Annotated in this window: 12 protein-coding genes; 5 read left to right on the forward strand and 7 right to left on the reverse strand. The window is 46.1% G+C overall.

The genetic code is table 11. The features are described 5' to 3' along the window. Positions 1-46: 46 nt before the first annotated feature. Positions 47-1570 (reverse strand): SagB/ThcOx family dehydrogenase, encoded by a 1524-nt coding sequence (locus tag H6G17_RS15585; RefSeq protein WP_192158758.1) that lies wholly within the window; start codon positions 1568-1570, stop codon positions 47-49. Positions 1571-1763: 193 nt separating this feature from the next. Between H6G17_RS15585 and surE the strand changes: the two genes are divergently transcribed. The 3 genes from surE to cobT all read left to right on the forward strand — a co-directional run bounded on the left by surE (position 1764) and on the right by cobT (position 4423). Then, on the forward strand, positions 1764-2444 hold the full coding sequence (surE, locus tag H6G17_RS15590) for a 5'/3'-nucleotidase SurE (protein WP_192158641.1): 681 nt from the start codon (positions 1764-1766) through the stop codon (positions 2442-2444). A gap of 62 nt (positions 2445-2506) precedes the next feature. Further along, entirely contained in the window at positions 2507-3268 is a 762-nt protein-coding gene (locus H6G17_RS15595) for a DUF2232 domain-containing protein (RefSeq protein WP_199316749.1), read from the forward strand. A gap of 21 nt (positions 3269-3289) precedes the next feature. Beyond that, the gene (gene cobT / locus H6G17_RS15600) at positions 3290-4423 is read left to right on the forward strand and encodes a nicotinate mononucleotide-dependent phosphoribosyltransferase CobT (RefSeq protein ID WP_242038420.1); all 1134 of its coding nucleotides are present in this window, start codon (positions 3290-3292) and stop codon (positions 4421-4423) included. A 52-nt stretch (positions 4424-4475) separates the two neighbouring features. On the opposite strand, the gene H6G17_RS15605 is transcribed toward cobT, so the two are convergent. Beyond that, positions 4476-4847 (reverse strand): hypothetical protein, encoded by a 372-nt coding sequence (locus H6G17_RS15605; protein WP_192158643.1) that lies wholly within the window; start codon positions 4845-4847, stop codon positions 4476-4478. A gap of 628 nt (positions 4848-5475) precedes the next feature. On the opposite strand from H6G17_RS15605, the gene H6G17_RS15610 reads away from it, so the two are divergent. Both H6G17_RS15610 and H6G17_RS15615 read left to right on the forward strand, forming a co-directional pair. Then, entirely contained in the window at positions 5476-6111 is a 636-nt protein-coding gene (locus tag H6G17_RS15610; RefSeq protein ID WP_192158646.1) for a phycobiliprotein lyase, read from the forward strand. A gap of 4 nt (positions 6112-6115) precedes the next feature. Further along, positions 6116-7282 (forward strand): extracellular solute-binding protein, encoded by a 1167-nt coding sequence (locus H6G17_RS15615; RefSeq protein WP_192158649.1) that lies wholly within the window; start codon positions 6116-6118, stop codon positions 7280-7282. A gap of 148 nt (positions 7283-7430) precedes the next feature. Here the strand turns inward: H6G17_RS15615 and folP are convergent, their stop codons facing one another. From folP to H6G17_RS15640, 5 genes are all read right to left on the reverse strand, one after another. Next, entirely contained in the window at positions 7431-8303 is an 873-nt protein-coding gene (gene folP, locus H6G17_RS15620) for a dihydropteroate synthase (RefSeq protein ID WP_192158652.1), read from the reverse strand. Positions 8304-8497: 194 nt separating this feature from the next. After that, on the reverse strand, positions 8498-9223 hold the full coding sequence (gene tpiA, locus H6G17_RS15625) for a triose-phosphate isomerase (RefSeq protein WP_192158654.1): 726 nt from the start codon (positions 9221-9223) through the stop codon (positions 8498-8500). 189 nt (positions 9224-9412) lie between these two features. Beyond that, positions 9413-10786 carry a hypothetical protein gene (locus tag H6G17_RS15630; RefSeq protein ID WP_192158657.1) on the reverse strand — a complete coding sequence of 458 codons (1374 nt, stop codon included), beginning with the start codon at positions 10784-10786 and terminating at the stop codon, positions 9413-9415. Between the two features lie 54 nt (positions 10787-10840). Next, positions 10841-13138 (reverse strand): glycosyltransferase family 2 protein, encoded by a 2298-nt coding sequence (locus tag H6G17_RS15635; RefSeq protein ID WP_192158660.1) that lies wholly within the window; start codon positions 13136-13138, stop codon positions 10841-10843. After that, positions 13135-15144: a cellulose biosynthesis cyclic di-GMP-binding regulatory protein BcsB gene (locus H6G17_RS15640; protein ID WP_192158662.1), complete on the reverse strand. Its 2010-nt coding sequence runs from the start codon at positions 15142-15144 to the stop codon at positions 13135-13137. The genes H6G17_RS15635 and H6G17_RS15640 overlap by 4 nt, the downstream gene beginning before the upstream one ends. Positions 15145-15604: the final 460 nt, after the last annotated feature.

Consider the following 15604-nt stretch of genomic DNA (forward strand, 5'->3'; position numbering starts at 1 on the left):
TAAGAATTCTTCATTTTTGACTTTTAACTTTTAACTTTTGACTTTTTCATCTCGGTCTTCCCAGCGTCGTAATGTAAAGTACGGCTTCGTCAGTCGGAATCCCAAGAACTTCGTTAACGCGATCGTCAAAAAAGCCACCGATACCGCTTACACCTAAGTTGAGACGAATAGCGGCTAAATTCAGTTTTTGTCCTAAATGTCCTGCATCCATGTGTAGGTAGCGATAAACGCGATCGCCATAGCGTGCTACAGCTTTTTTCAGATCTGCGGTGTGAAAGAGGACGGCGGCTGCATCCCGACCGAGTTCTTGTCCTAAGCAGAGGAAGTGCAATTCGCGTCGAAAGTTTTTAAATCGAATTTGCCGCAATTCTTGGGCTTTTGGTGCGTAGTAGTAGCAACCTTCTTCTAAGCCCGTGACTCCAGATACGGCAATAAATGTTTCAATTAAGCTTAAGTCGAAATAGTCTGGATCGCCATCAAATCCTCGATCGACATAATGCTGAGGTTGATAGGTGAAATCCAATAAGACCCTTAACTCATCTATTGTGAGTTCAGCACCAGTATAAGCACGAGTGGAGCGACGTTCGAGTATTGTCGTCTCCAACCCGACTAAATTTATTCCCCAATCTATCGGGTTAGTTCTAGTTGAAACTTTCAGACAAAAAGGAAAGTTATATTTATCTTCTAAATTGGCGACTTCCTGTTGTTCCTGGCTTTTCACTACTGGTGCTTCGTCTATTTGCGTTGCTCGATGGCAGTAAGCCAGTAGTTCGCCATCGGGAATTTCGGGATACTCAACTTGGGTAGCAGATGGTAAAGCCGTGCAACTGAGAGGTAATTGTTGTACTGCCAAATCTATTAATGGAACGACTGCGATCGCTCCTTCTTGTTCTGGGTCAAGATATAATATTTGGTTGACAGATGCATCAATAAATCCACCAACTAAGTAGGGACGGAAGTTAGTCAAAGCACCAGCCAGTTCAATATTACCTAGCAGGTGTCCTGTATCTAAAAATATGCGACGATAGGCGCGATCTTGGTAGCGCCAAGCCGAACGGTAGAATATAGCTGTGGCAATCAATGCAATTTCGCTACTTTCTAGAGCTGGATGTTGAAAACAGGCTGCTTGCAGGTCGCCCCAAACGTCACTTTCCCAAAACTGAGTGAGAGAATGAGTCAGCGGGTGATAGTTGTAAAGTCCGGCTGGAATGAGTGACGTACCGCGAGAAATCAGATAAACTTCGGCTGGATATAACCCACCAGCAGAGGGGGCAGAGCGGAGATAGAGCGGCTGCCCCATCATAGTTGGAACTTTGGCGGTTATCCCGTAGCTATATAGTAAAAAATGAGACAATCGCTGCCACCAAGCAATCCCTGGAATGACTGCTGAAGCCTCTGCCTCTGCTTGTAAGTATGGTTTGAGATCGAAAACCGTACCGATCTTATACTCTTTAAATGGCGACGGTTGCTTCGACCAATCTAACCCCTGACCTTTAGCAGCAATCGTCTCAGGGTCGTATTTCGTGCGTTCGTGGTAGTATTGGGCGATCGATCCGTACTGTTCTGGCATAGCCATCTGGCAGAAGTTTTCCTTTTTTCAATCTTTGCACTCCAAGAGGCGATCGCATTCATTCCTGCATTTTAGTTTAGTGACTGCTCAAAATCGTAGCGATCGCTTTCATCTAACATAGCTATGATGCAGCTATACTAGGCGATCGCTGGCTATTATTCGCAAACATAAGTATAAATTATAACTTTAGGCTATGACTTTAATTTTAACTAACGACGATGGAATTGACGCGCCAGGAATTCGGGCATTGCAAAAAGCCGTGGCTGGGTACAAAGTCATCGTCGCTGCACCCAGAGATCATTTATCTGGCTGCGGACATCAAGTCACCACAACTCAAGCAATCCACGTTCATCGTCGCAGCGAAAACGAGTATGCGATCGCCGGAACTCCAGCCGATTGTACCCGCATAGCTACTACATATATCTGTCAAGATGTCAAGTTCGTGCTTTCTGGGATCAATGCTGGGGGTAACATGGGGGCTGATGTCTACATTTCTGGAACTGTTGCAGCCGTCAGAGAAGCAGCATTTCAAGGAATTCCTGGGGTGGCAGTTTCCCACTACCGCAAAGGCAAACGCAGTGTAGATTGGGATACTGCGGCAAGGTGGACGGCGAAAGTCTTAGCCGAGCTACTCGATCGTCCGCCAGAACCAGGCACGTTTTGGAACGTAAATTTGCCGCACTTACTACCAGGAGATCCCGATCCAGAAGTGGTGTTTTGCGAACCTTCAACTCAACCGCTCCCAGTCAATTATCGGATTGAAGGCGATCGCTTTTATTATGCAGGGGAATATGCCCAACGCGATCGCGCTCCTGGTACAGATGTCGATGTTTGTTTTTCCGGCAAAATCGCCGTAACCCTATTGAGGCTCTAAGAGTTTGATCTCGCGCAAAGACGCAAAGACGCAAAGCATTCTTAGCGCCTTTGCGTCTTTGCGTGACACTTAAGACTGAACCCATTACCCATTCGATTAGACTGGAAGAAGTTTCAGACACGTACATGAGCGATCCCCATTCATTTCAGGAAAACCCATCTAGCGATCTTACGACTTCACAGCAATCGGAGCGATCGCCTGGGAAATCTGCCCCACCACTGGCAATGGTGGAAACAGCTTTTCTTGCGAGTACAGCCAGCTTGATCTATTTCATTAATTTTTATTTTCCCCTCGGTCCCCTGCTGCGGATTTTCTTTGCGATCCCTGTAGCGATCGTCTATTTACGATGGAGTGCGAGGGCGGGATGGATGGCGGCTGGAGTTTCTGGGTTGCTGCTAGCAGTGTTGATGGGTCCAATTCCCAGTTTGCTGTATGTTATGCCCTATGGGGTGATGGGAGTATTATTAGGCGCTGCTTGGCGGCGGCGATCGCCCTGGATCGTCTCAGTTGCTTTAGGAACTCTTTTAGGCGCGATCGGTTTCTTCTTTCGCTTTTGGTTAATGTCGATTTGGTCTGGTCGCGATCTCTGGGTTTATCTAATTGTAGAAGTCACGGAGTTGGCAGAGTGGATTTTTGACAAGCTAGGACTGTTGCTACAACCGAGTATGCTGGTGATTCAAGTCTTAGCGCTAGCACTGGTTTTAGTCAGCAATTTAGTTTATTTATTTGTCGTTCACCTCGTTGCTTGGTTACTCCTCGATCGCCTTGGCAATCCAATTCCCCGTCCGCCCCGTTGGGTACAGGTTTTAATGGACTATGAGTAATCGATAATGTAGAGACGTTCCATGGAACGTCTCTACATATGCATGGAAAAGAATGTGACAATCCGAATTTATACTCAAATAGCACGGGGACAGGCGTGGATAGAACGGTATCGGGGTGGTTCTCCCGCCTTTGCTTGTGTTTTGGGGTTTACAGCAACAGGCTTAATCCCCGGGATCTCGGCAGCTGGTCTGACTCCTGAAGATCGACAATATACAGCGATCGCGGATGCTGAATTTTTAGCCCGCGGTCCCCAGCCGCAGCCGCAAAACGCCTTACCTCCCTTGCCTGCGGGGGCTTCTCCTGTGGCAATCTCTCGTGCTGTTGTGGAGAAATTGAATATTCCTCTCTATTTATTTAATGCTGGGCTACCCAAACCGCCAACCGTACCGACAATCGATTTGGGCGGGACTCCTGCTAAGTGTTTGAGTCAAGGGAACGCATTGCCACTAGCAACGGTAAAACATTTACTGGAACAAGGTTTAGTTTGGGGAGAACGTCTTGGTAGAAGTTCCCACAACTACCTAATTATTGGCGAGTGTGTCGTGGGTGGAACCACGACGGCACTCGCTATTTTAACTGGTTTGGGTGTTGATGCTGCTGGTAAGGTAAATAGCAGTCATCCGATTTGCAACCATAACCAAAAATGGGAGTTAGTCCAAGCAGGGTTGCAGCGTGCTGGACTGTGGGAACGGCTACCTGTAGCAGATCCTGGCGTACTCATAGCAGCGGTGGGAGACCCGATGCAAATTGTTGTCGCTGGAATGGCGATCGCTGCTAGTCGCACAAAAGGAGTTATCTTAGCTGGTGGTACGCAAATGCTAGCTGTTTATGCCTTAATGCAATCTGTAGTCAAGGCATATCATCTCAAGTGGCATTCTGAAGCTATTGTTGTAGGAACGACTCGCTGGGTAGCGGAAGATCCGACAGGGAAAACAGTTGAACTCGCTGCCAGTATAGATACTGTAACGCTTTTGTCAACTGAGCTGAGTTTTGTAACTTCCAGATATACTCAACTTCGCGCTTACGAGCAAGGTTACGTAAAAGAAGGTATGGGCGCAGGTGGTTGCGCGATCGCCTCCTCTCTCACAGCTGGCTGGAGTCAGACTCAACTCCTACAAGCGATCGAAGCATTAATGGCAAGAATGAATTACTAAGTCGTAAGTAGTTCAGTTGTAAGTCACTACTCACTACTTACTATTGACTCAATTAGTGAATTCTCCGTGCTAGCAATTGTTCCTCTAAGGCAGCTATCCGATTGTAGGCTGCGGTTAGTTGTGCTGTGAGCCGCTGAATTTGAATTTCGGGCGCTAACTCCTTTTCGCCACTGTGGAGATGGGTATCTAACTCGTTGCTATCTAATAGCACGTCTTTGTGTTCCATCACTAATTTGGAAGCGCTATAGCTGTTATTTCCATAGCGTCCATTAGCTTCTCCCATCACATCTGTTGGCGCTGATGCTGGAGTTAAACGACACTCTGTGAGAGCGGAAGAGACTTGACTGTTGAGTCGATCGACTACCTGATAAAGGGTATCGACTTTATTACTCAAGATCGAGACTTGCTTTTGAAGTGGTTCCATTGACTACCCTCTATGCCTGCCTTTACTGATTCTTATATGCTATGCAACAATTGGACAAAGTTTACTCTACTTATCAATCATTTAACTTTTGACAAAATTGCTTTTAAAGCGATAGCTTTCTCAGAATATTTACACAAAAATAAATACTAATTCGCAGTGTTATTCTCGCTAGTATGTATTTAGTTTAAGCATAAAAGAGGATTTAGGGAGGGCGATCGCTGTAATGCTAAATTTTTCTCAATTTCAGCCTCAATTTGTCAATATTCTAGAGAGCTAAAAGTTCGAGGTTTTCTCTGGGTAGAAAGATTAGTGCAGCGCGAGCGAAGTAAATCTACAGTTAACGTAAGTATTTTTTCCTTCTACCTCTGTTTCCTGCCCGCTTGAACTAGATTGGCGATCGCGCGATCTTAACCGCTCCACTCAGTAACATTACTTATAAACTACAATATTTCAGGCTTTTGTTGGCGTAGCGATCTATATAATCGACCAAGAAAAAATTCACAATTCATCTAGAGCCAGCACTCACTGTACTCAATGTATTAACTTAGAAGCACTAGTTTAGTCACAAGCATAAATCTTCTATCCAAGGGAAGAGATTGAGAAGGTCACGCATCATACCGAGAAAAAAATGCTAAATTTTCAAGAGTTTTTTACTGTTTGCGTGGGCAAATGGAAAATCGAACGAACTTATCATTATCTACTAGCAGGGCAGGTAGAAAAGTCGTATACCGAATATGATGTATCTACCCTAGAATTAGCGCAAAAACAGCAAATTCTCTCTATTTCTGCCTTAAATGGAATTAAAGTCGATCTAGCAAGAGTTGACGCAAATAGTTCATTACCAGGATTTGCGATCGCCTTTAACACTCGTTCGGAAACTGGGGAAACTCTATCAATGAGCCTGCAAGCTTTATTCGTACCCGATACCTGCGTTACCTCAGATACGGTAATCCAGGAAATTCCTCCACCAACAGCCGCCGCAGTTGATTCGACAACAGAAACGATTCGGGGTTTTTATTTACGAGATGAAGGCTATTCCGAAGCAGGCGCGATCGCCGGACGTTTCACTTACCAACCCACGCGCCAAACTCTAGAAATGACAACCTACTACAAGCGTTCTGTAGCAGTGGATCAGATGCGTATTGTCACCCCCGATTTACGCTTGCGAACCATCATTACCTACCAACGCCCTGCCAATATAGAAGAACCACCTAGTATTATCGATTTGGTTGGTTTCGGGGTGGAACGGAAGCAACCAGCTTAAGGAAATGGATCGTAGGTCGTTTTTATTCGGTACGGGAACGCTATTGCTCGGTCAGTTACTCGCAGGGTGTAATACCCAAGAACGAGCCAAACTGCGCGTGCAATTACTCAAAGGTTCGCTTCCCAATCAAGTTTTGCAGAAATTTCGGACAAAGATGCAGCAGACTGCTAGTCTAGAATTCGCCTCAGTGGAACAACTGAGTAGCTTATTCGATCGCCTGCAATCTTGGCAGCAAAACAATCAAAAGCCAATAGAGGAAGATTGGCGATCGCAACTTCCCCTACCTTCATGGCTTAAACCTCAAAATCCCAACCCTGCTAACTTAGTAACTGTGGGCGACTACTGGCTTGCAGCAGCAATTAGGCAAAATCTAATTCAACCTTTAGATCCGACACAACTATCTCAATGGTCGCAGCTACCGAATCGATGGCAAGAATTAGTTAGGCGTAACAAAGCAGGACAATTTGACGCAAAAGGCAATGTTTGGGCTGCTCCCTACCGTTGGGGTTATACCGTCATTGCTTACAATCGAGATAAATTCCAGTCTTTAAACTGGAAACCGCAAGACTGGGGAGACTTATGGCGAGAAGAACTGCGCGATCGCATTTCCCTACCGAACCATCCCCGGGAAGTTATCGGCTTAACCCTGAAATACCTCGGCAAATCGTATAACACGGAAAACCCGAGCCAAGTCCCAGATTTAACCGTCCAGTTGAATCGCCTCCAGCCGCAGGTCAAACTTTATAGTTCGGATACCTATTTGCAGCCATTAATTTTGGGAGATACGTGGTTAGCTGTAGGCTGGTCAAACGACATCATACCTGTGATGCAACGCCACCGTCAGATTGCGGCGATAATTCCGCAGTCTGGAACTTCACTGTGGGCAGATCTCTGGGCAAATCCGATACAGGCAAACAGCGATCGCGCTTTAGAATATCAATGGATTGATTTTTGCTGGCAACCCCAGATTGCTCGACAAATTCTCCTCTTCGGTAGGACAAATTCACCAATTCCCCTCCAGATCGATCCCGACAACATTCAAGCAGAACTACGCCCTCTCCTAGTACTAAATGAGAAGATTCTGGACAAAAGCGAATTTTTGCGCCTCCTAACTCCAGATGCAATTCAGCAGTATCAAGCTTTGTGGAAGGGAATGAGAGAGAAGTTGTAAAGTCAAAAATCAAAAGTCGGGAGTCGGTAGGGGCGGGTTTTGACCCGAAATGTCTAGTTCTAGCAGTCAAAATGTTTGCTAAACCCGCCCGTACAGGAGTCGGGAGTCGGAGAAGAGAGCTTCAGGTGCAGGGGAGCAGTTCTAGCCACTAGCCACTAGCCACTAGCCACTCCTCACTCCTAAACAAAACATCAGCCACACGACAAACATCATGCATTTCTTTGACATCGTGGACGCGCACAATATCTGCACCGTTAGCGATCGCCCCGCAACAAGCTGCTGCCGTTCCCCAGACTCGTGCTTTCGGGTCGGGTTGCTCTAAAATATGACCGATGAAACTTTTCCGCGATGCTCCAACTAATATGGGACAATTCAGAGCGCGAAATTCTGACAAACGACGCAGAATTTCGATACTTTGATGGTATTTCTTGGCAAAACCAATCCCGGGATCGATAATAATTCGATCTGGATCGATCCCAGAGGCGATCGCCTTTGCAACGCGACTTTCAAGAACCTGATAGATTTCCCTAATTAAATCCTCATAATCCGTCAGTTGTTGCATTGTTTGCGGCGTACCGCGCATGTGCATAAGTACAATTGGTACGCCCAGTTTTGCCACCGTAGCCAGCATTTCTGGGTCAAACACTCCCCCAGAAATATCATTCACTATATCCGCTCCAGAGGCGATCGCCGCCCTAGCCACAGCCGCTCTAGTCGTGTCTACAGAGATCGGCACGGAAATTGCAGGACGCAACAATTGCACCACCGATAGTACCCGCTCTAATTCTTCTGCTACAGAAACTTCTATCGCCCCTGGTCGGGTTGACTGCCCGCCAATATCAATAATATCTGCACCCGCTGCTACGAGGCGCTGCGCTTGTTCTAAAGCGGCGCTAGGGCGATCGAACTCACCCCCATCGCTAAAACTGTCAGGCGTGACATTCAGCACCCCCATAATATAGGTACGTTTGCCCCACGCAAAAGAGCGATCGCGAATAACCAAAGAACTTTGGACAACCATTTTCACTTAAAAATTTTTGAGAAGGATCCCCCCTACAAACTGCAAAAATCCTTCTTAAATCTTTGCGCCTTTGCGTCTTTGCGCGACATTAATCTGGTCAATTACAACCCAAACGTTAGGTCAGGGCGGGTTTAACCGCAAAAATGTTTGTATGGTACAGTCATCCTCAAAAAACCCGCCCCTACGGTACGACACTATTTGTAATTGACAATCCGCGCAAAACCATCAGGTTCCAGACTCGCACCCCCAACCAACGCACCATCAATTTCTGGCTGTGCCATAATTTCGTCGATGTTGTTGGGTTTCACAGAACCACCGTATTGAATCGGTACATCAGGATTGCTCAACTGACTGCGAATTAAACCAATAACGCGATTGGCTTCCTTGGCTTCACAAGTATCTCCCGTACCAATTGCCCAAATTGGTTCGTAGGCAACGATCAAGTTGTGCTGGTCGATATCCACTAAATCTTTTTGCAGCTGCATAGAAATCAGGGATTCAGTTTCTCCCGCATCCCGTTGTTGCTTCGATTCACCTACACATAAAATTGGGTTCAGACCGAAACTTTGAGCTGCTTTCAGCCGTAAATTTACCGTTTCATCGGTTTCGCCAAAAAATTGCCGTCGTTCGCTATGTCCGATAACAACATAACGCACGCCAACTTCTAGCAGCATGGGAGCAGAGATTTCACCCGTATAAGCCCCTGACGCTTCCCAATGGACGTTTTGCGCTCCTAGCTGTACTCTCGTACCGTGCATATTCTTCGACATGATGCTTAAGTCCGTAAAAGGAACGCACAACACCACTTCTCTTTCTGGAGGAGTTTCCACCAGGTACGGCAAAAATCCTAGTAAAAACTCTTGGGATTCTGCCTGGGTCTTGAACATTTTCCAGTTGCCAGCAATAACTATTTTCCGCACGGGCGATCGATCTTTCCTAATGACACTACAAATCGTTTACACCAGTTTACAGTGACCAGTGACCAGTGACCAGTTCTCAGCGGACAGGGTGTAGGGTATGGAGAATTGGTAGTTGGTAGTTGCCCCTCTGCTCCCCTGCTTCCTTGTCCCCCTTGTCCCCCTTGTCTTCCTTGTCTCCCTTTTCCTCCCCTATACCCTATCTCTCATAGAAACGCTCGAACTTTGGAGCCGATCGCGACTTCCAGGTGGATTAAACTGAGAGACTGACTGGAGAGCCAATAGCGCTTCACCTACGGTGTAAAGGCTAAACTGGTTGATGTTTTGTGCCATAAACTCTGCATGGTTGACAAAAGGGTTGAGGAAGGCATACATGGCTTTTTCTTCCTTCAATTTTGCCGATAACCTAACCAAGCAAGCATATGTAGGAATTTCCGCTTTTTGTGGAATAACTGGTTCTCCATTGCGCCCGTAATAATATGTATTGAGGTTGGGCATTCGTGCTAAGGCAAAGCGGATGACTCGCTGTCCGACTTCTGGCGCTTCCTCCACGGCTCTCTCTGCTACAGTACAAGTATTCGCTAGCTTCACGACATCATTGGGAGAGAAAATCGCTAGTTGTTTGAGTTCTGGTACTAGGGTCAACACTTCTGGTTGAATGATGTCATACAACAATCCTGAAGGGGTTGCTGCTTCGCGAATTGTAGCGTAGGATTTTTGCGCCACTGACTTTAACTCGCGATCGCCCGTCACTTGAGCGACAATTTTCAATAAATCTGGGTCGTAGCCGACGAGAAAGGAGTTATTGGCAAAGGCGCGGGTTTGCAAGTTAAAATAGTTGCGGATTAACCATTTATCGTGGTCTATTTGAGCGTGACGGGTATATCCTTGCAAAATCGACATTGCCAGTTGGCGATCTGTTTCATCTCCTAATGTTTGGCTACCCAGCCACAAACTTTCTGCCAGGCGTAAAGCTTCTGTCGTTCCCGATGCATCAGCAGGCGCACCATCGCGATAACGCCAAAGCACAAACCCTTTCGTGTAAGGGTCTGATTTTTTATCGATTATCAAGTTACGAGTTGCAAAATCCCGCAAGGGAAGATACAGTCTAGAGTCTTTTTTTCCAGCTGCATAGTAGAGGATTTGGCTCAAGTCTACTGTATAGACATAGCCATCAGGTCTTGCTCCTTGTGCTTTTGCCATCAGCACTTGCAACTGTTGGTAAAGTCGCCCTTCTAGCTGTTGGAGGACTTGCCTATCTACTGGAGTTGTCTTTACCGTTCTGGGGATAGCAGCAGTGGTTGACGTAGCAGTTTGAGTGATGTCTTCTACTGTTTTTGTATTGTTGATAACGACTTCAGGCGACTGGAAAGCACAACCTGAAAGTATTGTTAGCAAAGATCCAATTATCCCCGTCAAGAGGGGACGACAAGGAGACAATGCGGAGAAGAGAGCTGAGGAAGCTGAGGCAGAAAAATTATTTTCGACTCCCGACTCCCGACTTCCAACTCCCGATTTCCAAACCTTATTTAAACCAATTTTATTAACCTTTTTATGTTTTATCATAGTCAGCTAGCGCGATCGCCTTCCTCTGATTTTGGCAAAGATTGGGCGAGCCGATTACTCGGAGAATTGTAAATATGTTTTGGTAAATTTACTAAGTCCATGAATAGTTTTTTCCCAATAATAAGGTTTGGCGAACAATTGCCATAAAGCCAGATAAGCGGCTATGGAATGGAACTGCCAATATAAAGGATTGAGCAACGCATACAATAAAAGTTTATAGTAGCGTCGCCGAAATACTGCAATCATATTCAAATATATACCTAAAGCATTGCTAATACTAAGATTAAATAAAGAAATATATAAAACCCACCCAGGAATTAAATTTTCTAACCAATAAGCACGGGTGGCAAGCCAGTAAATCAACAATACCCACAAGATCGGACTAATTAGAAAAATCAGCACCGTGCCTCCAATTAAAAATTGGTAGGCAAGCCAGCTTTTTAAGCCTAGTTTCCGTAGCGATTTAAGGGGGGCGCGATTGTGGACTAACCATGTTTGCATGTAGCCTTTAATCCAGCGCGATCGCTGCCGAATCCAGTTTTTAAATTCGCAGTTGGCTTCCTCATAAGTCGTGGAGTTAATCACCCCTACCGTATATCCCCGCTTGCTGGCACGAATTCCGAGATCTGCATCTTCGGTGACGTTGAAAGGGTCCCAACCGCCTAATTCACGCAGGCGATCGGTACGAAAATGATTGCTCGTTCCTCCCAGGGGGATCGGTAGCCCTAAAGTTTCTAATCCTGGTAATAGATAGTCAAACCAATAGGAATATTCCAAGGTAAACATCCGCGTCAAAAAATTTTCATCGCGGTTATAGTAATTGAGTGCAGCTTGGACGCAAACTAAATCCGGCGAACCATTTCTAAAGGCATAAATTGCTTTTTTTAGTTGGTCGGGATCGGGAATATCTTCAGCATCGTAAATAGTTAAATATTCTCCTCTGGCAAAGGAAAGACCGTAGTTACAAGCTTTCGGCTTGGTTTTTGGATGGCTATCGGGAATGTAAATAAAACGAATATAGCGTGGCGGGTTAGCAGCTTGGGCGGCGTTAATTGTGGCTAAATCCTTTTCTTCTAACAAGAGTAGAACATCGAGCTTTTCATGCGGATAGTCGAGTTTACTGAGGGCATCAATTAAAATTGGTGTCACCTCTGGTTCGTTATAAACTGGAACTAAAACAGTATAGGTTGGCAAAGTTTGCTCGTCGAGCGAATTCACTTCTACTTTAGTAATTTGGTGAGTGCGATCGGCGGCTCCAATTAAACTCAAAATCAATTTGAACATCACCGCACCGCCAAAGAAAATATTCAAGGCGGCGATTAAAAATGCTAGCGTATGCCACCAGTCAAACGCCAAACCCCATAAAACTATGGCAAATAAGATATAGCCAACAGCAATTTGAGCGGGGGTAAAAACCCTTGCCGCAGAGTCTTTAGGCGATCGCGCCATGAGTTGGTAAATGGCACGGCGGCTGAATTCTTGACGATAACAGGTATCGAGCATTCGCGTGATATCGTTTTCCGTCCCCAACACTTTAACCAGTTCCACCCCGGGAAATTGAGCGTAGATCGCAGCTTCTACAACTAAATCGAAGGGGTCATGCACCAAAACCATGAGGGCGTGTGGCTTCACCCAAGCCAAGGGGATGAAGCGATCGCCCATCATCACTTGCGGATCAAAGCGTTGCATGAGTTTTAAGTCGATTTGCCTAATTCCCGCCCCAGCTAAGCGAGAAAAAATGCTCAAACCCGTGAGTTGAGAAAGGACTTCTACATAGTCAATCGGTCGCAAATAATTCAAGCGCGGCAGAATTTCCCCTAATGGCGATCCGGTACGCTGTTGAATCGCTTGGGCTTCTTGCCATTGCGCTACCGTCAATCTACCCTTGTCAAGCAGTTCCGCCGCAAGGTTTTCCTCAAATACCAAGCTGAAAATTTGGTTTTCGGTGGCGAGAACTTCGTAAATTTTAACTCGCGACCAATGGCTGCGAAGCGCTTGGCTAATCGCGATATTATTTGGTTCTTCTACGGCTACTACTAGGGTATTGCTGTCCTGCCAAGCGCAGGGAAAAAAACCTAACTCCCGTAAGTACGCTGGCTCAAAAGTTTTGGCAATGCTAAAGTCTAGGACGCTGCCAGAGACGACTAACCAATCTGTTAGTAAAATGTGTCCGCTCACAGTGCCGATCGAGTGCAAAAACTCTGCCTGTGTCAGGAAATTCAAGCTCCATAAGGCTTTACCTAAAGAACAAGAAATTTTTGCTTGTAAATCGATCGCCTCTTGTAATTGTTCCGAGGTCAGACAACCCGACTCTAGAAGTTTAGCCTCAATTTGGGGTTGAAAATCCCTCATAGTTTTTTAGCTTTTTCAACTGGATTAGCGGCTGTAGCACTAGGCGATCGTCCGACACGCTGATAAATTCGCCAAGCAACGAATCCCCCCAAGATCAAACCGACTACAATTAAAGGGTTAACGTAACGCTGCCAGAAAATTTGCCAGCTTCTCGCCCCTGGGTAGTTAACTTGCAGAGTGCGATCGCCCAAATCCCAAATTTGGACTCGTCGCGAGTCGGTAGCGGTGACGACGTTACCATCTAACTGGCTGGCTAACAAAGTGCGCGGGTCGCCCAAAGCTTGCCCTAACTGTTCCGCCATTGCTGGTTCTAGCCCCCACCAACTCAACCACAGGGTCGGTGTATTTTGATAGTTAAAATATTGCAGAATGCCAAACGGATCTGTAGGTTGAGCTTGCAGTAACAGCTTTTGATTGACGGGGTTGAAAATTTCAAACGTGCCTTCATTTAACCGTACTGGTGCTGGGAGAGCGTGTGTTTGAGGCGCGATCGCCATGAGTCTCCAGGTTGGGGGTCTGTCGAGTTGATCTTTGGGTAAATTCGACCAATCTCGAACAGATGCCGCATCTACTAGTTGGGGAAACACTGGTTGCTGTCCCAAGCGACTAATCGCTCCCAACATATAAGCTGTTGCGGCTAGTAATGAGGGTCTAGAAGTATCGATAACTAACTGCCCTGGTTGCAAAAACACATGGGGCAGATCGCTCAAAGTCCCCGTTGGACCTTGGTAGCCGCTCCAACTCAAAAACGATTCCCGATCGAGTTGAACGATCGCTTCGCCCGTGGGTTTGTTTGCTCCACCGCCTTCGTTGGGAGCGTAGGCAAACATCACCTCTAGATTATTCGTCCGCTGTAGTAGGTTAGTCGGCAAAGCCAGAGTTGTTTTTAGAACGGTCTTATCTTGAAGATTGTAAGACTGGATTAAGGTATTGTTAAGGTAAACTTGCGCGGTGAGGCGCTCTCCCTGCTGTCCGTAGGTAGGGGTAAAAGTGGCATTCAGGACGAGATCTAGGTTTTGCGGTCTTCCCCCCAGTTGAGCTAAGTCGAATTGTAGGGGCAATGATTGCGTTCCCGCAGACATGCGGATAACGCTGTTGCGAACGCCAAGTTCTTGAAACGAACGGCTTTGGATATTGGTTCTCGGTCTAAAGGTATCGACGCTCTCTAGCGTTAAACCCCGCCCTACTAAAGCTGGCTGATAGAAATCTGCGGCTAGAGACTGTACGGCTCTGGGATTTGCCCGCACCCGCAATACAGAACCCCGCCGCTCGACATCAGGACCGTTTGGATCGTTGTGTAACACGACTTGCGCTGAACTAGGTGTAGCGGGAGCTGTACCCCAACGCCAAAAGATCGGAATTTGATATTCGCGAAACTGGTAGGCTAAAACGCTGTACAGCCACAAGGCAACTTCGGCGCGATCGCGATTCAGCTGGTTGGGAACGACGAGATCGATTTGTTTGTAAAAAGACTTGAAGAAGCCATCAATACTATTATCGGTATACTGTGGCGTAATTTGAAAAAAGCTATCTTTGTTGACTTTTAAAAATAGATTACCTGTAGGTATATCTCGGCGAGTATCGTTGGTGATGAATAAATAGGGCTGGATCGATACATTAATATACGATTCTCCTGCAGGCAGGGGTGGTATAGGTAGCTTGACAACTGGATTTGCTAGCAGCGATTTGACAGAAACGACCTTCATCGGTTCGCCATAGACGAGCAACCGCACGGACGAATTCTCATTGAGTACCGATGAGGGTTCCAGCTTTAGCTCCATGAAACTCTTACTAGGGTCAAGTCCACCCCTGGGCGCGGGAACGCTAATTTCAACTTCTGGATTTACTCCGCTCAGGACGATGGAACGATTATAACCGAGCGTTTTTAGGGAAATGACTTCTGCTGATTGGGCTAGCACGGCAGGAGAAACTCCTATACACAAGCACAAAGAAGCGATCGCGCTTAGCCCTAATTCGATCGCAGTGCGGCTATTTTTCCTATTCAAGACTTTTCTCCTATCGGTCGCACAATCTCTCACAAAATTTTTAATTTTCGCTAATTTTCGATCGGTTGGCACGATCGCCTGTTGATTTTTTGTATGTTTTACCAGTTAAGAAACACTACTCATAATGGCTTGTCTCAATCGACATAAAGTTATATAAAAATAATTCTAATAAGTTGGACAAGTGGCTTATAATACGGGTTTGCAACCGAGTAACAAGCAATTCAGCTATTAAATAATAAATAGGCAGTCAAAGCAACTACCCAAATATAACAATCTCACGGCGTTTGCCTCGACCGAGCGATCGCCTTCCTTGAATCTGTACGACAGGGTACGCATAATAGTCTGAGCGTAGGCTATGGGTCTGCATAAATGTGGGTTTGTCTATCTGTGGGTTTGCCTAACAAAGTCTTCAATTAATTCTTCTGACTCCTGACTCCTGCTTGTCAAAATCTAACAGGCA

The organism is Chroococcidiopsis sp. [FACHB-1243] (genome assembly GCF_014696895.1).
GTDB lineage: Bacteria > Cyanobacteriota > Cyanobacteriia > Cyanobacteriales > Chroococcidiopsidaceae > Chroococcidiopsis.